At 41.0% G+C, this 23250-nt stretch carries 19 protein-coding genes and 1 tRNA gene; 16 read left to right on the top strand and 4 right to left on the bottom strand.

The annotated features are described in order from the left end of the window. The first annotated feature begins 27 nt into the window (after nt 1-27). The 4 genes from ACOYVE_RS13295 to ACOYVE_RS13280 all read left to right on the top strand — a co-directional run bounded on the left by ACOYVE_RS13295 (nt 28) and on the right by ACOYVE_RS13280 (nt 4565). On the top strand, nt 28-2862 hold the full coding sequence (locus ACOYVE_RS13295; protein WP_422882349.1) for a PAS domain-containing sensor histidine kinase: 2835 nt from the start codon (nt 28-30) through the stop codon (nt 2860-2862). Nucleotides 2863-2931: 69 nt separating this feature from the next. Continuing rightward, nucleotides 2932-3576, top strand: coding sequence for a response regulator (locus tag ACOYVE_RS13290; protein WP_041355942.1), 645 nt, complete (start codon nt 2932-2934; stop codon nt 3574-3576). A 106-nt stretch (nt 3577-3682) separates the two neighbouring features. After that, on the top strand, nt 3683-4057 hold the full coding sequence (locus ACOYVE_RS13285; protein ID WP_014855915.1) for a response regulator: 375 nt from the start codon (nt 3683-3685) through the stop codon (nt 4055-4057). A gap of 115 nt (nt 4058-4172) precedes the next feature. Then, nucleotides 4173-4565, top strand: a complete 393-nt coding sequence (locus ACOYVE_RS13280; RefSeq protein ID WP_422882347.1) for a hypothetical protein — start codon at nt 4173-4175, stop codon at nt 4563-4565. A 200-nt stretch (nt 4566-4765) separates the two neighbouring features. Here the strand turns inward: ACOYVE_RS13280 and ACOYVE_RS13275 are convergent, their stop codons facing one another. The 3 genes from ACOYVE_RS13275 to ACOYVE_RS13265 all read right to left on the bottom strand — a co-directional run bounded on the left by ACOYVE_RS13275 (nt 4766) and on the right by ACOYVE_RS13265 (nt 7815). Next, nucleotides 4766-6418 (bottom strand): capsule assembly Wzi family protein, encoded by a 1653-nt coding sequence (locus tag ACOYVE_RS13275; protein WP_014855913.1) that lies wholly within the window; start codon nt 6416-6418, stop codon nt 4766-4768. Between the two features lie 6 nt (nt 6419-6424). Then, entirely contained in the window at nt 6425-7714 is a 1290-nt protein-coding gene (locus tag ACOYVE_RS13270; protein ID WP_014855912.1) for an MFS transporter, read from the bottom strand. Nucleotides 7715-7743: 29 nt separating this feature from the next. Further along, nucleotides 7744-7815 (bottom strand) — tRNA-Arg (locus ACOYVE_RS13265). A 132-nt stretch (nt 7816-7947) separates the two neighbouring features. Here ACOYVE_RS13265 and ACOYVE_RS13260 point away from each other — a divergent pair. From ACOYVE_RS13260 to ACOYVE_RS13225, 8 genes are all read left to right on the top strand, one after another. Continuing rightward, nucleotides 7948-8460 carry a hypothetical protein gene (locus ACOYVE_RS13260; RefSeq protein WP_014855911.1) on the top strand — a complete coding sequence of 171 codons (513 nt, stop codon included), beginning with the start codon at nt 7948-7950 and terminating at the stop codon, nt 8458-8460. A gap of 12 nt (nt 8461-8472) precedes the next feature. Then, nucleotides 8473-9255: a PhzF family phenazine biosynthesis protein gene (locus ACOYVE_RS13255; protein WP_422882345.1), complete on the top strand. Its 783-nt coding sequence runs from the start codon at nt 8473-8475 to the stop codon at nt 9253-9255. 86 nt (nt 9256-9341) lie between these two features. Then, a complete protein-coding gene (locus ACOYVE_RS13250; RefSeq protein ID WP_014855909.1) occupies nt 9342-11294 on the top strand; it encodes a hypothetical protein in 1953 nt (650 codons plus the stop codon). Nucleotide 11295: 1 nt separating this feature from the next. Continuing rightward, on the top strand, nt 11296-12795 hold the full coding sequence (locus ACOYVE_RS13245; RefSeq protein WP_014855908.1) for a sigma-54 interaction domain-containing protein: 1500 nt from the start codon (nt 11296-11298) through the stop codon (nt 12793-12795). A 10-nt stretch (nt 12796-12805) separates the two neighbouring features. After that, complete coding sequence (locus ACOYVE_RS13240; RefSeq protein WP_422882344.1) at nt 12806-14344, top strand: serine/threonine-protein kinase; 1539 nt, start codon at nt 12806-12808, stop codon at nt 14342-14344. A gap of 43 nt (nt 14345-14387) precedes the next feature. Beyond that, nucleotides 14388-15674: a T9SS type A sorting domain-containing protein gene (locus ACOYVE_RS13235; protein WP_014855906.1), complete on the top strand. Its 1287-nt coding sequence runs from the start codon at nt 14388-14390 to the stop codon at nt 15672-15674. Next, nucleotides 15671-16468 (top strand): hypothetical protein, encoded by a 798-nt coding sequence (locus ACOYVE_RS13230; protein WP_014855905.1) that lies wholly within the window; start codon nt 15671-15673, stop codon nt 16466-16468. The genes ACOYVE_RS13235 and ACOYVE_RS13230 overlap by 4 nt, the downstream gene beginning before the upstream one ends. A 263-nt stretch (nt 16469-16731) precedes the next feature. Further along, complete coding sequence (locus ACOYVE_RS13225; RefSeq protein ID WP_014855904.1) at nt 16732-17106, top strand: STAS domain-containing protein; 375 nt, start codon at nt 16732-16734, stop codon at nt 17104-17106. Here the strand turns inward: ACOYVE_RS13225 and ACOYVE_RS13220 are convergent. Further along, complete coding sequence (locus ACOYVE_RS13220) at nt 17099-18310, bottom strand: peptidase U32 family protein (RefSeq protein ID WP_422882341.1); 1212 nt, start codon at nt 18308-18310, stop codon at nt 17099-17101. The two genes, ACOYVE_RS13225 and ACOYVE_RS13220, sit on opposite strands and share 8 nt — an antisense overlap. A gap of 92 nt (nt 18311-18402) precedes the next feature. Between ACOYVE_RS13220 and ACOYVE_RS13215 the strand changes: the two genes are divergently transcribed. From ACOYVE_RS13215 to ACOYVE_RS13200, 4 genes are all read left to right on the top strand, one after another. Then, nucleotides 18403-19545, top strand: a complete 1143-nt coding sequence (locus tag ACOYVE_RS13215) for an MFS transporter (protein WP_422882339.1) — start codon at nt 18403-18405, stop codon at nt 19543-19545. Nucleotides 19546-19615: 70 nt separating this feature from the next. Further along, entirely contained in the window at nt 19616-21505 is a 1890-nt protein-coding gene (locus ACOYVE_RS13210) for a PAS domain-containing sensor histidine kinase (RefSeq protein WP_422882338.1), read from the top strand. Nucleotides 21506-21508: 3 nt separating this feature from the next. After that, nucleotides 21509-22888, top strand: a complete 1380-nt coding sequence (locus ACOYVE_RS13205; RefSeq protein WP_422882336.1) for a sigma-54-dependent transcriptional regulator — start codon at nt 21509-21511, stop codon at nt 22886-22888. 12 nt (nt 22889-22900) lie between these two features. Next, nucleotides 22901-23239 carry an STAS domain-containing protein gene (locus ACOYVE_RS13200; RefSeq protein WP_014855899.1) on the top strand — a complete coding sequence of 113 codons (339 nt, stop codon included), beginning with the start codon at nt 22901-22903 and terminating at the stop codon, nt 23237-23239. Nucleotides 23240-23250 lie beyond the last annotated feature (11 nt).

Raw genomic sequence — 23250 nt, 5'->3', positions numbered from 1 at the left:
TTACCCTAATTTGCCCGCGGTGGCTCTATGGACAACAACAGTCCTGCTAAATTTACAAATTTTTTGAAGAAAAGACCCCTGAAAATCGCATTGATTTATTTTCTTGTAAGTTCCGCCTTCACTGTAATCTCAATACTCCTGACCTTTGATATTGAGACCGACCCCGATACATTAAAAATTGCCGCAATTACACAAGCAGTTGCCTATATACTTCTTACCGCTCTGATACTTTATTATTTACTCCAATACGACACTAAACAAATACTCCAGCAAAATGAAGAATTGATTGAGCAGGAAAAGAGATGGAACTATGCTTTCGAAGGAGCCGGCGACGGAGTGTGGGACTGGAATATTAAAACAAACGAAGTATTTTTTTCGAAAAATTGGAAGACAATGCTCGGTTACAGCGAGGACGAAATAGAACACGATTATCTTGAATGGGAAAGTCGGCTTCATCCCGAGGATAAAGAAATTGTTCTAAAAAAGCTGAAAGATTACCTGGAAGGCAGGTCGGATATTTATTCTGTGGAAAGCAGACTTCGAACAAAAGACGGCTCTTACAAATGGATTTTAGACCGCGGTAAGATTTTTGAGTGGGACAAAGACGGCAAACCGCTCCGTATGATCGGCACCCATACCGATATTTCAGAATTTAAAAAGCTCAAAGAAGAAAAGGAATATTTGCTGAGTCAATTGCAATTGGAATTCGAAAGAATGCCAATCGGCATGATAATTCTCAATCCCGACTTTACAATAAAGGAGTGGAATCCCACAGCTGAAAAAATTTTCGGCTATAAAAAAGAAGAGACGACGAACAAGAAAATTCACGAATTGATTACGCCTCCGGAAATGCGTTCGGAAATCGCAAGGCATTTTCGGGAATTGATTAAGAAGAAAGAAACTCAAAAATCGACAGAGCAGAATATAACTAAAGACGGCAGACTTATTCTCTGCGAATGGTACGACACCCCGCTTTACGATTCAAAAGGAGAATACAACGGGCTGATGTCGATGGTAATCGATGTAACGGAAATAAAAAGAAAAGAGGAAGAAGTAGTTCGCAACAGAGAGCTTCTGAACCAAATACTGGAAACTAGTCCCGTCGGCATTATCTCCGTCAATCAAAACGGCATAATAACCTTTGCAAACGAAGCCGCCCAAACCATTCTTTCGGCTAATAAAGACAACCTGGTAAACAAAAACTGTCATTCGGACGAACTTACTTTTTATACGGCCGAAGGAGAAAAACTAGAGGATTCCGCACTTCCGTTTAACATCGTAAAAACAAGCGGCGCCGCCATCAGAAATAATCTTTACGGTTACAAAAGCGCAGAAGGTTTCAAAATTTTGTCGGTCAATTCCACGCCGTTAAAAAGTCCGGACAATGAATTCGAAGGAGTCGTTTGCACGGTCGAAGACATTACGGAACGCTATAAAATCGAAAATGCGCTTAAAGAAAGCGAAAAAAAATTCAGAATTTTATTTATTGACAATCCCCATCCGATGTGGATTTACGACGTCGAAACAATGAAATTTGTTGAAGTTAACGACTCCGCGGTATATCATTACGGTTATTCCAGAGAAGAATTTCTCAACATGACAATTGCAGATATTAGACCCATAGAAGATGTTCCATACCTGATTAGAAGCGTACGCGAAGATACCGAACCGACGCAGAGACACCGGGGATGGCGTCATCGAAAGAAGGACGGCACAATCATCTATGTCGAAATCAGTTCTCATGCATTGCCTTATACGCTCGGGGGAAATTACCGGCTCGTAATGTCAATCGACATAACCGACCAGTATCTGGCTGAAAAAGCGCTTCAGGAAAACGAAGAGAAATTCCGCATTTTAACCGAGACGACGTCGAGCGCCATTTTTATCTACCAGGGCAAAAAATTTGTTTATCTAAATCCATACACCGAAATAATGACCGGCTATTCTAAAGAGGAATTAATGGGAATGGAAATTTGGGATATTATTCATCCTGATTTCCGAAACGAAGTAATGAAAACGGGAATAGCTCGACTGAAAGGGGATTCCGTACCCGGCAGATATTCATTCAAAATAATTACAAAGGATGGCAGTGAGCGTTGGATCGACTTTTCCGCAGGCACAATCACATTCAAGAATAAACCGGCAGTAATCGGAACGGCATTCGACATTACGGAAATGAAGAATGCAGAAGCAAGTTTGAACGAATCCAGAGAACGATACAGGCAGCTGGTATTGCACATGCAAACGCTCAGAGAATCCGAAAGAGCCGCCATAGCTCGTGAAATGCACGACGAATTGGGTCAATTGTTGACGTCCCTTAAAATGAATTTATCGATTATAAAAAAAGACATTAACGAAAAACAAATAATGGACATGTCTACCGTTGTCTCAGAATTGGATTCGATGTCGGAGCTCATTGATCGTGCGGTTAAGGGCGTAAGAAAAATGATAACGGAATTGAGACCCGAAGTGCTCGATAAACTCGGATTGGTTCCCGCTGTTGAATGGCTGGTGGAAAATTTCAAGAAAACTTCAAAAATCGACTGCAGTTATAAATACTCTCACGAATCGATTCAACTCGATTCTGAAAAAGAACTGGTCATATTCAGAATTATTCAGGAAGCTCTGACAAACATCGGCAGACATTCGAAAGCTACAAAAGTAACCGTCTCGCTAATAAAAGAAGGAAACTCTGTCCGTCTAACAATTAAAGACAACGGCATTGGCTTCGATAATAAAGCGCTGAGAGGCAAAAAGACGTTCGGATTGATGGGAATGCAGGAACGCGCCGCTTCGATTGGCGCCTCCTTCGAAATCGAAAGTAAAAAAGGGGAAGGAACAGTCATCACATTAAAATTATGACAGATATCACAAATTTTTTTATTTTTTAGCTAAAATAACCTTAGATTATAACCATAATTAAGGTTAGTTATGTTAACTATATATATAGCCGACGATCACTCTTTGATAAGAGAGGGCATTAAGAATTTAATAAAACACGAATCCGACATGAAGGTAGTCGGAGAAACCGGCAATCCTCTCGATATCATAGACGACGTAATGAAATTAAAACCCGACCTGATTATACTCGATCTGTCTATGCCGGGCAGAAGCGGGCTCGATGTGTTGAAGGATATTAAAACTCTCCTGCCCGAAAGCAAGATTCTTGTAATGACAATGATGCCGGAAGACCAATTCGCCAAAAGAACTTTAAAAGCGGGCGCCTCGGGTTATATTACAAAGGATTCCGCAGTCGACGAGATAATTAATGCTATTCGTAAAATTTCATCGGGCAGAAAATACATCTCGCAGACTCTTGCCGAAAAACTTGCCGAAGACCTCGAAGAGAATAAAGCCGACAAAGAGCCGCTAGAGCTTTTATCCGACAGGGAAATGTTAATTCTAAAATTAATCTCTACCGGCAAATCGCAAACCGATATTGCCCGCGATCTGAATCTGAGCGTCTCGACAGTAAACACCTACCGTAGCCGTATTCTTGAAAAACTCGATCTGAAATCGACCGCCGACCTTATCCGCTTCGCTATTCAGCATAACATTAACGAGTATAACTCGTAGTAATTTTACTACGCCTCTTTAATTATTTTTGCTACTTTTTTCTTCAAACGCGAGTTTTATATTTATTACGACTTAATTTATTTATTTAAAAACGGCAGAACCGATAATGAAAAAAGTGCTGATCGTTGACGATTCTCATATTGTACGACATAATCTTAAAAAGATTATCGACTCAATAGAAGGAATTGAGCTCTACGACGAAGCCGAAGACTATCAATCTGCCATAGAAAAAATTGTCGACGAAACGCCCGACATTTTGATTCTCGACATCAATCTCGGCGAACAAAGCGGCATCGACATTTTGTACAAAATCAAGAGCGGATTAAATTCCAAGCCGATTGTCATAATGTTTACAAACTATACCGATCCTATTTTCAGGAAAGCCGCTAAAGAAGCCGAATATTTTTTCGACAAGTCCGCCGATATTGAAAAACTGATATCGACGCTGAAAAAATTGGGCGGCAACGGAACGGTTGAGTAGTAATTTTACTACGGTATTTGCGAGCGATTTTCGACGCAAAAATAATTTTTTTACTATTTGACGCCTTCCGTTTGTTCTTTAAGTTGCTGATAAAATTTAAGCCGGTTGTAGTTGTATGAGATTACTTGTTTTCGAATATTCAAATGACGTAAGAAAAATTATCGCTAAACAAATTGAGTTGATTAATTCGCAGGCAGATGTTATTTTGACACGTAATCTCTACGGAACGGTTAAAGAATTATCCAAGTGTTCTTTTGATATTGTAATTATTGACGGCGACAGCACCGAAGGCGAGTTGAAAAAAGTAATCGAGTTAACCAAATCGAAAAACAAAGACGCTGTTATAATTCTTTTGACGTCGTACGACATTCCGATACTAAGGAAAAGATTTTTCGACCTGGGTGTTGATTACAATTTTGACAAGTTGACAGAATTCGACAGTTTTTTGAAAATATTGAAAACCGTTATTTCGGACGTTAAAGAAAAAGAAAAAAACAAAGCGGTGTAAAAATTTTTCTCGAATTTTTTTGTGGCTTTTTATTATGTTCTTTTTATATTTGTCTAAGTAAATTCTTACTGACTCAAAACAGAAAAAAGTTTAAAACACCCTCAACTACTATATAGAGGGGAGCATGCTCAGAGAGATGTTTTGCCCTCGACATCTCTTTCCTCAGCTTCCCTCTATCCCCTTCCTAAATTAAAATCCAATTATAAATCGAAGTACATTTTAATGTAAAAATGCCGATTGTCATTCCGGCGATTTTCCGTTATGTTTTTTGTGGAATGATAAAAGTAGGAAACTTCGAAGTGGAAATCCCTCACGGGTTCGTATTTTATGGTTAGCAATATTAAATCGTTGCCGAACCTTATCCCGTCGAGGAAATCGATATGTTCGGGGTCAATGCCCTGACGGTGCGACACAAGCGGATCGCCGCCCGCGTTGAACACCAAGTTGCCCAATGCGTCGTATATATTTTCGCCGTTTCTTACGTATCTGTATTCCGCTTCCAATCTCAATTTTTCGTTCACATTATAAGCGGTTTTAATAAGCAACTCGTCGGAATTTGGTCCGATCCGGTGCCCTAAAAGCTGGCTGTGGGCCGTATAAGAATTTTTAAAAGTGATATGCGAATAAACATACGGTCTTATTTTAGTATATTCCGCAATCAACGATAAATCATCCAAACCGAACGGCGAATACCAGAAAGCGCCGATTTGGTAAGCCGTTTTATTCGAATAAAGATTCAGTTCCTGCAGGTGCGACAGGATATTTTCATCGAGGAAAAACGTTCCCTGCAATTCGAGATTTTTCAAGAATTTTGTTTGCATATCCAGAAACAGAACGCCGTTATCCCTGTCCTGCAACGACATTTCTTCGAATTTATAGAACGCAAACGGATTCAAATACGCCAAATCGAGACTCCTGCCCGTATAGATAACCGCTTCGCCTATACCGGCATTAAACAATCCCGGAAACGAGAGGGTAAATTTATTATAAGCGATATATTTTGTGTAATTGAGAGAGCGGTCTTCATGAAATTCACCCACTGTTGAACCGTGCAACGAATAGAAGTTTAATATGCCGTAGCGAAAATTCATCCTGATAAAATCGATATAAGGATGATTGCCGGTAAGCGCGAGCGGCTCTCCGTAGCCGTAGCCGAGTTTTATTTTTTCCCTACCGATTTGAAAAGCCAGATCCATCCCTTCCGCAGGTTCGGTATTGTAGCGCAAATATCCTTCGGTAAAATCGTAATTGGAAATATTCTCGATGTTCTCGTAGAATTTGAAATTGTAATTCAACCTCGGGTCGAAAATCGGCGCTTTGCCTGAAGAGCCCCACACTCCGCCTTTTTGTATCGTCATACTGTAACCCAATTTTCCGAACAATGTACCGCGCATGCGAAATCCGATATCGAGCAATTCGGAATTATTGATTTTTGGTTTAACAATTTGTCCGTGCATAGCGCGGCCCAGTATTTCGAAGTAAAGATTTGCGTTTTTGTCGTTATACGAAAACGCGTTTTTAACCCTGTCTTCAAACAGACCTTTCAATCCCGCTCCGTCAATCAGATTAACGACATTCGATTGCGCCGGGTCGAATTCCTCCGCGAATTTGGCGAGCAATCCCGTTTCTGTTCCGGACAGTTCGTTACTCTTCTTCCGTATGTTCTCAAGAAAGTTCCACACCTCTTTGCGGGATAAATTGGAATTGTCTTCATAAATATTGTCAAGAATACCTTTGACTTTCATTTCTTTTAAGAAAATATAGACCGGGTGGTCTAAAGGCACATTTTCCTGTTGAGAAAAAACAGGCATAACGATAACGAATAACAATAACGAAATAATTTTTCGCTTCATATTTTCTTACACATCTTCTGTTTTGGGACGCAAAAATTTGTTGTATAAAAGCAAGCCGACAATTGTGGCAAGTCCTATAGAACTGAAAATGAGCCATAAGATTTGGGGATTTTTCAAATTGTCGACAAAGTGAACATACAGGTTTGCTCCAAGAACGCCTCCTATTCCGCTGCCGATTACACCGTAAAGAAACGCATAACCAAGATAGAGCGCCTTTTTATCCTCCGGAGCAATAAGACCCACGTAACTTATAAATTTAGGATGCGCGGTCATTTCGCCGACGGAAAAAATAAAAATTCCCAGAATAAAAACGTAAGGGTGAGTTGAAATTGCGAGTATTCCCATTCCTATTGTTCCGAGAGCTATACCCGTAATCATTGTAGGCAGCGCCTTCTTGTTTTTTACCAGATTGGAAATGAATATCTGCAGTAAAATGATTGTGCCGGCATTAATAACCGTTACATGTTCCACGTCGAATTTCCAATTCGGATTCGAAACAAAGATTCCGAGAGCGGAATTTACAAGATTATTTACCGGCGTTGTATCCACATATTCTCTTACGTACCAGAGCACCGTGTCGAACTGTTGGAAATAGAGAATCCAGAATCCCGAATAAATTACAATCATAATTACGAATCTGAAATCTCCGAGAACTTTTACCATATCGACAAGAACCCGCGCCAACGACTTTGTATTGCTCGGTTTTTCCGGTTCCTTGTACACAAATATGTTGAGCAAAATAAGCCAGCCCGTTCCCACAGCCGCCATTACGAAAATATACGACCACGATATTTGCTTCAGCATCGGTACGAGAATAAGAGGGAATAAAAACGCGCCCAGATTAATTGTCCAATAAAATATTCCGAAAGCAAGCGTTGAATTCGATTTGTCCGTGCTGCGCGCAATCGTACCCGATATAACGGGCTTAAAAAATCCCGCGCCGATCGCCATCAAAATCAAACTTGCAAAAACCAGTCCGTAAGAAGTAAAAAGAGAAGTCAAAAAATATCCGCTGCTCATAAGTACGAATGCAAACATAAGAGTTTTTTTATAGCCGAATCTGTCGGCTATTGCTCCGGAGAGAATGGGCAAAAAATAAAGCAGCGGCGTAATGGTGCTTTTGATTATACCCACGCTCTCTTTTGAAAATCCGAGCCCGCCTTCGTCTTGGCTTATGACAAGATAAACCGACAGGACAGACATAACGCCGTAATATGAGCCTCGCTCAAAAAATTCCATTGTGATTACTGTCCAGAAATTGCGGGGGAATTGAGTGAGAGTTTTTTTGAAAGACATAGCTATCCTTACAATATGGAGAAAATCTGTACCCCCGGCGGGAATCGAACCCACATCTCGAGCTCCGGAGGCTCGCGTTCTATCCTTTGAACTACAGGGGCATTTTTTTCTACTTCCAAAATAATAAATTTGCGCTTAACGGAAATTATATTTTCATTATTTCTTTTCTATATATATATTATCCTTTGTCAGTAAAACTATTTTTATGATATCATTTTAAATGAGAGGAATTTATGTCCAAGACAATGAAAAAATTAGTCGACGATGTAATCACGTCTTTAAAGAAACTCCCGGAACCGGGCAAAAGAAGCGGCTCTTTCTGGGACTTCATGAAAAGTCAATTAACCGAAGAGGGCGAGTGGGAGCAAAAACATATAAATACGATTGAAAAAGAAATCGACAAATTTCTCTCTAAGCTCGACAAGAAAAACATCGAGGAATTATGGGAATCGACTCCCGCAGCCGAAGATTCGCTCGGGGCGAAACCTTCAGTAAAACAAATGAAGAGCGATATAACCGACGAGCTGGTTGGACAGGTAATGGACCGAATGGACGAGAATTATTCTAAGCGGGATACTTTTTTCAGCGAAGACGACGAATATATTTCCGCCGATGACGATGAAAAAGCGGATTCGGAAGACGAACCGCCGCTGGTGGACATCGACAATGTCGATTTAGACGACGAGGATATCGATATCGACGATCTATTCGGCGACGACTTCGAAGACGACGAAGAACTGTATTAAAACGGAACGGAAATGGAACTCGATATTTACCAGGTCGACGCTTTTACGTCAGAATTATTCAAAGGCAATCCCGCCGCTGTTGTGCCTCTGGAAAATTGGCTCGACGATAATTTAATGCAAAAAATTGCGGCGGAAAACAATCTTTCGGAGACGGCGTTTTTTATCAAAAACGGGGACAATTACAAAATTCGTTGGATGACGCCGGTTTCGGAAGTTCCTCTTTGCGGTCACGCCACGCTCGCCGCTGCGTTTGTCATTTTCAATTTCATCGAAAAGAATGCGCGGGTTTTAAATTTCGTTTCAAAAAGCGGACTTCTTTCTGTCTCGAAAGAAAATGATTATTTAACGCTCGATTTCCCTTCTCACAAACCGAAACCGACGGCTGCTCCCGAAGGAACATTCGAATGTTTTGGCAGAAAACCGATCGAATCGCTCGAAGACGGTTTTTTCCTTCTGTTGATTTTCGACGACGAAGATTTTGTTCGCAATTATATTCCCGACATCGAAGCTATTAAAAAATTGCACCGACATGCCGTAATCATTTCTGCAAGAGGAAAAGAAGTCGATTTCGTCTCGAGAGTATTTGTGCCAAACGAAGGTATCGACGAAGATCCGGTTACCGGCTCGGCTCATACCGTTCTAACGCCTTATTGGTCCGAAAAATTAGACAAAAAAACTTTAACCGCGCGCCAGGTTTCGAAGCGAGGGGGCGAATTAATTTGCCATTACCTGGAAGACCGAACAAGGATTAAAGGCAATGCTGTTCTCTATCTAAAAGGTAAAATTTATTGCTAAATGAGATAATTACCCAAAAAAATTTTCGCATTGCGAAAATTTTGCGCAAATATCATATCTTAATAGAGTCAATTTTAATCAATTAGATGAAAAAGCAGATATTATTTCTTTTGGTTTTGGCGGCGTTTGTTTCGTGCGACGCTCCGCATTTGAATCCCTTCGACCCCGAAAATCCGGACAATAATCTCGGTTCGGTTGAAGGCGCGGTTTATCTGTCGGGCGAATCCAAACTTCCGATTGCCAATGCCAGGATTACCTGGTCGAATCAAAATGTGTACTCTCTTTCGGATTCAACCGGAAAATTCAAACTCGAAAACCTGACTTTGTCCGAAGGATGGCTCTTTGTAGAAAAAGACGGCATGACGAAAGATTCGGTTTTTATCAACTGGAATTCGGGCAAACACATCGGCAATCTGGAATTTCAGCTTTCTTATAGAATCGGTTCTTTTGACGGCTATGTCTTTACAATAAACAATCAGCGCTTGGCAAACGCAAAAGTTTATTGGAAAAACCAGAACAAATTTTCGCTTACAAACGAAGAAGGCTACTATCTGATTGAAGACGTACAAATGGAAGACGGTTGGATTTATTTTGAAAAAAAAGGCTATGCGGAGGATTCGGTTTACTTGAGCTGGGAAAATCGAAATAAGGTGCGTATCGACAATCTGGTGCTGTTTCCGACCGTGGGGCAGCTTGACGGTTATGTTTACTCCGGTTCGGGCGGCGAACTTTCCGACGTAAAAGTATATTGGAAAAATCAGAATTTGCTTGTATTCACAAACTCAAACGGCTTTTATAAATTCAATGAAATTTCGCTTGAAGACGGTTGGTTGATTTTTGAAAAGGAAGGATACTTTGCCGACTCCGTTTATGTTATCTGGAGCGGCGCAAACATTAAGCACCTTGAAAATATATTCCTTTCGCCCTCGCTGGGTTCCATCGACGGCTTTGTCTATTCGGCGCCCCGAAACCCCGCTTCGAATGTAAGGGTAATCTGGCAGAATCAAAATATAATCACTTATTCTAATTCTCTCGGATATTATAAACTTTCCGGCATTACAATAAAAGACGGATGGATTAAATTCGAAAAAGACGGACTGAGTCCCGATTCGGTTTATATTGAATGGAACGGCGGCAACAATATAAGAGCGCAGGAAAAAATTCTTAATTACACAAAAGTCCGCCTGTACGGATACGTCAGGACTCTTTCTCTGCCGCGCAAACCGATACCAGGCGTAACGGTATTCTGGAAAAACAAATCGATAATAACTCAAACGAATTCCTCCGGATTTTATGAGTTCAGAGACATTGAACCGGAAAACGGCTGGCTCTATTTTGAAAAGGACGGCTACAGTAACGACTCGCTTTACGTTGAATTCTCCACTTCGTCTTCCAAATTAGCCGACGATAAATACCTCAACTCGACGCCCGTTTTGCAAAACCTGCAAATTTATTCGAGCGTGCAGAATAAATATCCGGACGTAAAAAATTACAGAATGATCGTTCAGGCGACCATTACCGACAACGAAAACGACATCGACACGGTTTTTGCGGCGAATAATTCGCTCGGATTCAAAAAACGGCTGGTCTTTAATCCCGACAACGGATATTTTGAGAACACATTTCGAACTACGGATTTAAAAGTTGCCTCGTTAGAAGATCTCATCGGATTCGATTTCACTATTCTGGTAAAAGACAAATTTGCCAGAGAGTTTAATGTAGGCAAATCGAATATCAAGAGAATAATCAATCAGGAAATATCGATAGAAAGTCCCGTCAACAAAGCGGAAACCGGCGCCAGCCCTACATTTAAATGGAAACGCTTTACGCCGGGATTCAAATTCAGATTCAAAATACAAGTTTATACGGACGAACTTTCTCCGATTCTTGTTTGGGAAAAAGACAATATTTCAAAAGACGCAATAGAGCAGGTATGCGAAACCTCGTTGCCAGCAGGAGATTATTACTGGGTAATCTGGTGCATCGACGATTACAACAACAACTCTATTTCAAAACCGGGAACATTTACGGTAAAGTGAAATGAAATTTATTCCTCAAAATATCAATCACATAAAAAATCTCGACAAGGAAGAATTCGAGGCATTGTTTCAATTCAGTCAGATATTGAACTCGTCGCCGGGACAGGATTCTCTGATTGAAGACGCAATGGATATAGTAATCAATATAATAAATGCCGAACGCGGTCTGTTTGTCAAGTACAATGAAGAAGAAAATAATTTCTCGATCATAAGCGCGCGAAAAATTTCAAATGAATCGATAACCGATTTGAATCAATTTTCATCCGGCATTTTACAAAAAGTAATTTCGGAAAAAAGACCTTTGCTTTATCACGACGTTATGGGCGACCCGAATCTCTCGCAATTTGCAAGCGTTCAGATTCACAGTATAAAATCGGTAATCGGCGTTCCAATTATCAGGGACGATAAAGTGTGGGGAGTAATAATTGCCGACAGCACAAAAAACCGGCAGGAATTCACCGAAGAGAATTTGATATTTCTGAATTTTTTTTCGAACCTGCTGTCGCTGGCGCTCGACAGAATATTAAAACTGGAAGAACTCGAACGCGAAAACAGAATTCTGATAAACAAACTCGAGTCCGTCGAAGAAATACCCGAGATGGTCGGTCGTAGCGTGGTAATGAAAAATCTGACTCAGGTTATTCATAAAGTAGCCCAGACCGACGCGACTGTATTAATTACAGGAGAAAGCGGCACAGGAAAAGAAATTGCCGCAAAGGCAATTCACCAGCTCAGTAAAAGAAAAGACTTTCCGTTTCTGGCGCAATTCTGCGGTTCTATACCCGACAGCCTTCTCGAAAGCGAACTCTTCGGGTATAAAAAAGGAGCTTTTACCGGAGCGACCGCCGACAAGCAGGGACTGCTCGAAGCGGCTGATAACGGCACTTTCTTTCTCGACGAAATTGCGGATATCTCTACCGCCCTTCAAGCCAAATTGCTGAGAGTTTTGGAAAACAAAGAAATTATTAGACTGGGCGACACCAAAGTAAAAAATGTAAACGTAAGGATTATAGCGGCGACCAACAAGGATTTGTCCGCGCTTGTCAAAGAAGGTAAATTTCGCGAAGACCTTTTTTACAGGCTCAATGTATTTCCGATTGTAATGCCGCCTCTGCGGGAACGGCGGGAGGACATTCCCCTGCTGGCTACTCATTTTATTAAAAAGATTTCAGGCAAAAACATCCCGATTGAACCCGCGGCAATAAAAAAACTCGAAAATTATTACTGGCCGGGGAATATTCGTCAACTGATTAACGTTATTCAGCGAGCGGTTATACTATGCGATTCCCAAAAAATAACCGCCGACCATATAATCCTCGAAGGCACGCAGGAGCTTATGGATTTCAAGGGCACTCTGCGCGATTTCGAAATGATGCTTTTGAAAAAGCGACTCGAAGAATTCAACGGAAACAGGACTTTAACAGCAAAATCTCTCGGAGTTTCGGTGCGCTGGATCCAAATGAAACTGAAAGAGATGGAACAAAAAGCCGATGAGCGGTAATCCGGAAATAATGTTCGAGAAGTTCGAAATTCTGGAAGTTCTCAAAAAAGACGAACACGCAGGCGTCTATCTCGCCAATCATATTTATTTGAGCAAAAAAATTATACTCAAAGTTCTGAACACCGCCAAGATTTCCGATCCTTCATTGGTCGAACGCTTTAAGCGAGAAGCCAAATTGCTTGCGCGACTCGACCACCCGAATATCATCAAAGTTCTCGACTTCGGAACTTCAAAAGAATTCTTTTATATCTCATTCGAATATATCGAAGGCAAAAGCCTGCGAAACGTATTGCAGGAATCCGATTTAAGCAAAGAAGAAAAACGACGGTTAACCGTCCAGCTCTTTAAAGCGTTGAACTTTGCTCATGCGAATCGAATCATTCATCGCGATATCAAGCCCGAAAATATATTCGTCGACAAAAACCTGAATCTCAAACTGGGGGATTTCGGTCTCGCGCTTTCTGCCGAAGACAATTTTGTTACAAGTCCGTATTCCATTGTGGGCACGCCGAGCTACATGTCGCCCGAGCAGGTATCGGGGTCGCAATTGACGCACAAGAGCGATTTATTTTCCGCCGGCGTTGTTATTTATGAATTGTATACCGGGAAAAATCCGTTTCTGAAAGACAACGTCACGCTTACGTTAAACGAAATAATGTCTTTCAATGAGGATGCGATTAAAGAAAATCTCGAAGGACTCGACGAAGACATCAAAGATATACTTACAAATCTTTTGAAGAAAAAACCGGCGGCGAGATTTGAATCGGCGAAAGAAGTTCTTAATAAACTCAATGTAAAAGACGAACCTGTCGAAATCGAGAAACAGGCAAAACCTGTGCTATCGAAGAGAAGATACGGTATAATTGCGCCTTTGATTGCGCTGCTTATTATAATCATTGCAGTTACGATTATAGTAAAAGAAGAAGCAACTCCGGAACTTAATCAGCCCGAAAAAGAAATTACGTCGAATTTAGACGCCTCCGCAAAAGATAATACCCCGGTTAAAAATACCGAGCCGGAACATAATCAGTCGAATGAAATCAGAGAGCCCGAAAAGACTAATAACAATACTGAAACGGCAAGCAAGTCAGCGGAAGAACAGCTGCTGCCGGCTAATGAGACGGGGGAAGGCGGACTCTTTATAGAATGCTATCCCTGGGCTGATGTTTATATAGACGGCGAGAAAATCGAAACCACTCCGTTGAAAAAGCCGTTGACCTTACCCGCAGGAGAGCATACATTGAAACTGGTTCATCCCGATTACCCGATTTACTCGGATATATTAAGAATTGAAAACAATAAACTTATGAATCTGAAAATCTCCCTGGAATCGCTTCTCGGATTCCTGGATATTAAAGTAAATCCGTGGGGAAACGTCTATATAAACGGGAACTACAAAGGTCAAACCCCGTTTAAGGAATACATTAAGGTAAATCCCGGTTTCGTCAGATTAAAAATTACAAACCCTAATTTTGCAGATGTCGACACAACCGTTTATTTGAAACAGGGAGATACTCTCGGTTTAAAATTTATACTCTACAAGAAATGACTGGTATAATAATTGATAAAAGAATTTAAAACGCAGGCAGCAAATGAAAAAACTGATACTAATTTTAATATTGCTCACGCAACCGTTATTTAGCCAATATTATCAATGGCAAATAATTCCCGGACACAATATGCCCTACCCCGTTTCGGGAGGTCAGGTGGTTTTCGATACCACCTCAAAGAACAATCAATATTTCTATCTCCTCGGCGGACGCGACGCTTCGAATCAGCCTGTAGATTGGATTCAGGAATACGACGTAATAAACGGACAATGGAAAATAGCGGGGAATCTGGATCAGCCGCGTTCGGAGTTTGTGGCAGACATTTGGGGAAATTCCATTTTCTATTTCGGAGGAGTAACCGATACGTCGTTGCTCAAAAATAATATCGGAGCATGGAATTTCAAATCATACCCATCGGAGCCGGAAATTTATGATACGTCGCTAATTTTCGCTAGGCGCTACTCGACGGGTCATATCAAAAACGACGAGCTCTACATAATAGGCGGAAATCCGGTTCCCGGTATAGACGCCGAAATGCCTTACATCGTAGGTTACGATTTGAAAAACAAAGAAATTAATTTTACCTATGGTACAATAAGCGCAAACTTGCCCGAACAACAAATGACCGTCCTTTACAATAAATATATTTATATCTTCGGCGGAATTCTTCACGGAGCATTAAACCAGATAAACAGGCTCGACCTTGAAAACAAAGAATTCGTAAAACTCGACAATGTGCTACAGACGCCGCGCGCAGGCGGCGTTGCGATTTACAACAGCTTTTTGAAAAAAGCTTTGATTATCGGAGGATACAACGAATCCGAGCCGGCGCTCAGCAAAGTCGAAGCGGTCGAATTTCTCAGCGGCGGTTCAATACTCATATCCCAGTTTGCTTCTCTGAGAATACCGCGCCGTTACCCGATGGCTGTAAATTACTACGGCACGATTTTAGTCTTCGGAGGAATCGATCCGCAAGGCAACATAGTCCCGCAAATCGAAAAACTCGTCAACAGTCCTACCACGCTCAATCAGGACGACGACGTCTTGCCGTATCAAAACACATTGCATCAAAATTATCCCAATCCTTTTAATCCCGAAACGAAGATCACGTTTGAACTTGCCAAAAGTTCGTATATTTCGCTCGACATTTATTCTCCTACAGGCGAGCTGTTAATCAATTTGAAAAAAGGCGAATTGAACGCCGGTCGACATAATTTAATCTGGAGCGGGGTCGACAGATACGGAAACAAAGTCGGTTCCGGTATTTATTTGCTGAGATTAGCGGGCGAAGACTTTCAATTATCCAGAAAAATCGTTCTTATGAAATGAAACAAAAATTCTATTTAATCATATTATCGATTTTCGCGTGGTCGTCTTTATTTGCGCAGGTTATTTCTTACGAAGCTCTCAAAAAAGAATTCAATTTATTCGAATACGAAAAAGTAATACAGCTTTCGGATTCTTTGCTTAAAAGCGATAAAAACCTGCCCGATTCGTTAGCGATTGATATTTATTTGATGAGAGCCGTTTCTTATTACTCTATCGCCAGGGAAGACTCCGCTGCAAAAAACTTCGAGGAAATTCTAAATATAAACCCGAATTATTCACCCGATCCGTTAATAATTTCTCCAAAACTGATCTCGCTTTTCGATCAGGTTAAATTGAATTATAGGCCGAAGCAACCGGTTCAATCCGACTCGACATCGGCAAAACCCACCGAAGCGTTAAAAGAAAAGACGCAGTCACAAAATTTTGCCCGATTAAAAAACCTGATATTGCCGGGTTGGGGTCATCTTTCAAGAGAATTTTCTACGAAAGGAGCGGTTATAACTTCGGTATCGTTGTTAAATCTTGCCGGAATGATCTACTTCATATACGATACCAATCAAAAAGAGAAAAGTTATCTCAACGAAACCAACAAGATTTTAATCCCCTCCCGCTACAACGATTATAACAATGCCTATAAAATCAGAAACGCATTAATAATTTCATACGCGGCGCTTTGGATCTACAGCCAGGTAGATATGTTAATCTTCGATAAAGACGAAGAAACTTTTGGCAAAACAGTCTCCTATGACGCAAATACAAACACCGTCTTCTTTGGAATAAGTCTGGGCTTTTAAAACACACGCATATTTTTCCTTTGCTGCGCATTTTTTTCGCACCGATACTCAAAATATTCAGCCCCTAATGCCTTTAATAGCTTACGGCATAAATTTTGCGGCTTATTTACCGCACACAAACAAACTTACCCAATGCAAATTGGGCTCCGTCCTTAATAGGTGAAGGTTTTTTGCCTTCACCTTTTTTTTGAATAAACTTTGCCTATACTCAGTTAACATAAATTTCATTATATTTACCGCAGTAAATTATTAAATCTGATATTATGGAATTTAAATCCGAACAGTTCGAAGACGTTACCGTAGTGTACGTATATCTCAAAAGAGCCACGCTTGCCAAGGCGGTAAAATTTAAAGAATTCGTCACGGAATTAATTGATCGGGGCAGCAACAAAGTAATAATTGATCTGACTATTTGCGAGTATATCGACTCCACATTTTTGGGGGCGATGGTATCTTTATTGAAAAAAATCAACTCGATTCAAGGGGATTTACGCTTGGTATACAACAAAGAAGCGCCTTCGCTAGTGTTTGTAATTACGCGCATGGATAAAGTTTTCAAGATTTTCGATACGCTCGACGAAGCGCTCGACAGCTTCGGAATCAAAAGGTCTAAACCCGGACTAGACTGGGTCAATTAACTTTGATTATTTTGTAGACCTTATCGTTTTCCCTAACTTTTTCTTCACAATAAATTGTAACATCCTCGCCTTTGACCGCTTTGTTTTTCGGTTCGTCGTCTTTCAGCATTGAATTTACCTTGAGTTCCACCACGCCTGTCGTATTGCCGATTATGTAGAGTTCATCGCCGGTTTCCAGTTGGTCGGCGTCAATAACTATGTGAGCAACCTTATTCTTCTTATAATAATTAATTACTCTGCCAATAAATCTTTTTCGAGTTGTAGCTAAACTGCCGTATGCCTCCGCGTAATCTATTTCGCCGGGGGCGCCCAGATAAAAACCCGCAGAGAATCCTCGGTTATATACTTCGGTCAATTTGTTTTTCAACTCCGATTTAATTTCATCGTTCAGTTTATTTTCGTAGTAGAGGTCGATTGCTTTTCTGTATGCAGAAACTACTTTATGGATATATTCCGGACTTCTCTTTCTGCCTTCGATTTTAAAAGAATCGATGCCAGCTTCAATCAGGAGTTCAATAAAATCGATTGTACATAAGTCTTTCGGAGAGAGGACATAATTTTCGCCGAGTATCATAGAAAATTTTTCGTCGCTGTCCTTAATTTCGTATTCCCTTCTGCATGGTTGCAGGCACTCGCCGCGATTGGCGCTTTTATTAAATACTTCGTGACTCATAAAGCAGCGTCCGCTTACGGCAATACACATTGCGCCGTGAACAAACGTCTCTATTTCAATGTCGACTTTATTCTTTATTTCTTTGATTTGATCGAGCGAACATTCGCGCGCAAGAACTATTCGTTTTGCGCCGAGCTGCCGGAAGAATTCCGCGCTTACGGAATTGGATATCGAAGCTTGAGTGCTGATACAAAAAGGAACGCCGTGTTTTTTGCATAGCCGAATTACCGAAAAGTCCCACCCGATTACAAGGTCTACTCCGGCGGCTTTAGCTTTTATTATTATTTCCTCGAGTTCTTCGAGTTCGTTTTCATATACAATCGTATTTAATGTCAAATGAACGTCAACGCCGTTGTCTTTACAGTGTTTTACTATTTCCGGCAGTTCATTCAATTCGAAATTCTTTGCAAGGGCGCGCATATTCAAACTTTCTACACCGAGATAAACGGCGTCCGCCCCGGCTTTAATTGCCGCATTGAGCATACTCCAATTTCCGGCGGGAGCAAGCAATTCCGGTTTTCTGTCCTTCATTAGCCATCCTTTCAATCTTATCGTACAAAATTATATAATTATTATCCATTAATCTATTCTTCGTATTTTTGCCGGGTAATATGGATTTATTTATGCACAAAAATTTCTATCTGTCGCTCATTGGAATTGCAATAGGAGGAATCGGATTCGGTTTAATCAATCCGGTTACGGTTATTCTGTTAGAAAAAGCCGAGACTCCGGCTCTCTTAACGGGCATAGCCACTACTGCCGGTTACGTCAGCATCGTGTTGTTTTCCCCGCTTGCGGGCAGGCTGCTTAAAAAATACAGCATTAGGAAAATTGGGTTAATCGGATTCTTTATATGGACAGCCGGAGCTCTTGCACATATATATTGGCACAATTATCCTGTCTTGCTATCGGTTAAATTTTTAATGGGTATAGGCGGTACGATAATTTTCGTATCTACCGAGTTCATAATAAATTACTACAGCGACTCTTCCAACCGCGGAAAAAACACAGGAATTTATGTAGTGCTTTTATCCATCGGAATTGCCCTGGGAACGCTTTTAATATGGACATTGGAAATTTCCGACTGGGTGCCTTTCGTTATCGGTTCGGCGGTAATGTTTATAGTCTGGATCTTATATTTTTTGTTCTTTGAAGATTTTCAATTCGCCGGCGGAAATTCAAATAATCGTAAAATGCGGTTGAGGGATATGCCTTTAATCAGTTTAGTCTCCTCCGCAGTTTACGGCATAATGGAGTCTTCGCTTGTGGTTGTAATACCGATATACGGTTTGAGAAGCTCCTACGACACAACCGAAGTGTCTTCTTTTTTAACGTCGTTCGTGATTGGAGGCATAATACTGCTTTATCTTATCGGATACATGGCAGATAAAGTAAACAAAACGAATCTCCTTTCCGCCGTATCCTTAATATTAGCCCTGCTTTTCGTCTTTCCGCTTTTTCACACAAATTTTGTTTACTTGGTCGTTCTATTTTTCTTAATTGGCGGAATAGTGCCGGCATATTATACACTGGGACTTAATTATACAATGGAAAAAGTGAACCGACATTATATTGCGGAAGCAAACGGATACTATGTCATGTTTTACGGTATCGGCACTATTGCAGGACCCGTCGTCGGATCGCTTATGATTGACATCGAGACAAAAGTCGCCTATTGGATCTTTGCTTCGTTTTTATGTCTGTTCTTCTGGCTTATTTTATGTAGCAATAAAAAGGAAGGAGGAGGTAATCTGACTGCGTCGTAGCAAAAAATGTGTTTTTAAACAAAAATAGATTTATTTTATACCGTTCATAATAATTTTTTCAAAAAAGTAAATGACAAAAACCAAAGTCGAAAAATATACCGAGAACCTGAATTTGCCGGCTCTCGAAATTGTGGAAAGCACGGATAATTTATTCGTGTCCAAAAAACTCAAGAGCCTTTTGGGAATCCGTAAGGAACCGACAACAGAATTCTTTGATTCCGATCTGTTCTACGACGACAAGGGAAAAAAGATTGCCTTCGACAAATTGCCGTTTATTAAGGCTTTCAAAAACGGTAAAAGTATATTGAACTCGCCGTTAATTTACAAAAACGGAAAAATTGAAAAATCTTTTTACATCGATTCTATTTTTTTGGGCGGTAAGAACTTGTCGAGACTACTGGCTATTTTCAGAGAAGCCGAAAAACCGGACGGAGAAGAAAATCTGCGGGAAACTGTAGACAACCTCAACGCGGTTGTATTTTCCACCAATTATGACGGGAGCGAATATTATTATATCAGCGGCGCGGTAAGAATGATCTTCGGCTTTACGCCTCAGGAAATTTATGAAAACAAATTTCTGATTCTCAGGACTATCAAAAAGGAACACTTCGGCAGATTCAAAGAATTTATCGATACGCTTCGCGGCGGCGACGCGGCCTGCGTGGAATATCAAATGAAAGATCGTTACGGCAAAGAACATTGGGTGCGGCATAACGGCATTCCGATAATACGCGACGGAAAAGTTCAAAAAATTATCGGGATGATAATCGACATTACCGAAGAAAAGATAAACCAGCTGAAGCTCGAAAATTCCGAAGAGAAATTGAGGGTGCTGGTCGACACAGCCGACGACCTGATTTTCATATTGAACGGTTTCGGATACATCAGTACGATCAACAAAAACGGTTCAAAAACGCTCGGTTATAATCCCCAGGAAATGACCGGCAAACATATACTCGAATTTGTCAATAAAGACAACGAATTTATTGTAGCCGACGCTTTTTCCAAACTTATCGACTCGCGGGACAAAGTGTTTTTCGAAGTCGAGTTTATGGACAAGCACGGCAATCCGATAATATTCGAAGTTCATGCCAAACCGCTGATAATCGACGACGAGGTCACTGGCATTGTATGCGTGGGAAGAAATATCTCCGCCCGTAAAGCCGACGAAAAGAAAATAAAAGAACTCAATTCAAAATTGATCGAAGCAAACAGAATCATATCAATAGAGAGAGAACGGGCAAAACAAAAAATTAACGTGCTCGAAGAAGTAAGCAAACTCAAGAGCGAATTTATATCGAACATATCGCACGAGCTCAGAACTCCCCTGGCTTCGATTGTGGGTTTCGCCGAAACTATCTCTACGGACAGCGAACTGCCTCCGGAAACAATCCGGGAGTTCAGCAATATTATACTGACCGAAGGCAAAAGGTTGGCCAAATTGATAAACGACGTGCTCGATTTTTCGAAGCTCGAATCGGGCGAAGAAAAATTATTAAAAGAAGAATTCGATTTAACCGACGCTCTAAACGAATTGCTCGCTTCATACAGCGAACATATCAAAACAAAAGAATTGAGCCTGTCCGTACGGTTCCCCGAAGAAAAAATCGTAATCTATGCGGACAAGAACCGTCTAATGCAGGCAATAGGAAATCTGATATCGAACGCCGTTAAATTCACGCCGTCAAACGGCAGAATATCTGTAATTGTAGAAAACTTCGACAAGGAAATTGAAATTGCCGTTAACGACACCGGAATAGGTATTCCCGAAAAAGAGATTCCCAAACTATTCCAAAAATTTACAAAAATATACCGGCAGGGAACGCTACAGCCGGGAGCCGGATTCGGGCTTACGCTCGTAAAGCAAATTGTCGACCTTCACAAAGGCGTTATACGCGTTATCAGTCAGGAAAACAAAGGTTCGACTTTTATAATACGACTTCCAAAGAAGAAAGACTGAGCTATGGAGAAAACAATTTATATTGTAGACGACGAAGAATCGATTCTGAAGATGCTGACGCACTGGTGTAAAAATCAGTGGGGTTACAATGTAAAAACATTTTCGAACGGGAAGGATTTTCTGAAATCCTTAAACGAAAATCCCGACCTGGTTCTGCTCGACATTATGCTGCCGGATATAAACGGCAACGAGATACTCTCAAAAATCAAAACTTACGAGCCCAGCTTACCGGTAATAATGTTGTCCGCTCAGGGAAGCGTGGAAGTGGCGCTCGAATCGATTCGATTGGGCGCATTCGATTACTTCCCTAAGCCGATCGACAAAAACAGACTTGAATCATCCGTTCGGAATGCGATCAAAAATTACGACCTCGAACGCGAGCTTAAAAATCTTAAAGAGGATATAAGAAAAGAATTCAGTTTCGACAATATAATTTCCGCAGATAAAAAAATGCAGGAAGCCTTCAGAATGGTTTCCAAAGTTCTGCATAACGACATTACGGTCTTGATTCAGGGCGAGAGCGGAACGGGAAAAGAATTGATTGCGCGCGCAATTCATTACAACGGCAGCAGAAAAGACGCTCCGTTTGTCGTCGTCAACTGCGCTTCGATACCCAGAGAATTGCTCGAAAGCGAACTCTTCGGTCACGAAAAAGGAGCGTTTACCGGAGCGCATCAAAGAAAGATCGGCAAGTTCGAGCTTGCCAACGGCGGAACGATTTTTCTCGATGAAATCGGAGAGATGGACATCGCATTGCAGGCAAAAATTCTGCGCGTAATTCAAGAGAAAGAATTCGAACGGGTCGGGGGCAACGAGATCATTAAAACCGACGTAAGAATAATCTCCGCTACAAACCGCGACCTGCGCGAATGCGTCGAGAAGAAACTCTTCAGGGAAGACCTTTATTATCGACTCAGCTCTTTCCCAATCACAATCCCTCCTCTCAGAGAGAGAAGGGGCGACATTGTAGTTTTGATAGATCACTTCATCAAAAAGAACAATGAGAAACTCGGAAAAAATGTCAAAGGCGTTACCAAAAAAGCGCTAAAACTCCTCTACGACTACGACTGGCCGGGCAATGTGCGCGAACTGGAGAATACAATCGAGAGATGCATTATACTTACCGAGGGCGATTACATCGACACCGACGTTCTGCCGCCCTCGATTACGTCGGGCGAAATCTCCGCGGTTTTGCCTTCCAACGGTATCCTGTTCGACGACAATTCTCCGATTATTCCGCTTGAAAAGTTAAAAGAGGAGGCTATAAAACACGCTCTGAAAGTTACAGACGGCAATATTGTGGAAGCCTCGAAAAAATTGAAAATCGGACGCGCTACTCTTTACCGGCTAATGGAAAAATATAATATCGATTATAAAAAATAATCGGGGAAAGCCATGAACGTACAAGAAAGAACTTACGATGATATAGTATTAATAAAGCTCGACATCGACAGAGCTACAATAAAAGACGCCGAACAGCTAAAAAAAATATTTTACGCAAAAATTGAACAGGGTTTTAAAAAAGTTATTATAGATCTGAGCAAAGTCGATTTTATCGATTCTACTTTTCTGGGCGTGCTGGTAAGCGCATTAAAAAGGACGATAAATCAAGGCGGCGACCTTAAACTCGTCGGTCTGAGACAGAACGTACGCGCCATGTTCGAACTAACGCGACTTCACAGAGTATTCGAAGTTTATACAGACAATAATTCCGCAATCAACAGTTTTAAATAATCGGAACGCAG

This window comes from Melioribacter sp. (assembly GCF_049325435.1).
GTDB classification, from domain to species: domain Bacteria; phylum Bacteroidota; class Ignavibacteria; order Ignavibacteriales; family Melioribacteraceae; genus Melioribacter; species Melioribacter roseus.
This window is presented reverse-complemented; position numbering and strand designations above follow the sequence as displayed.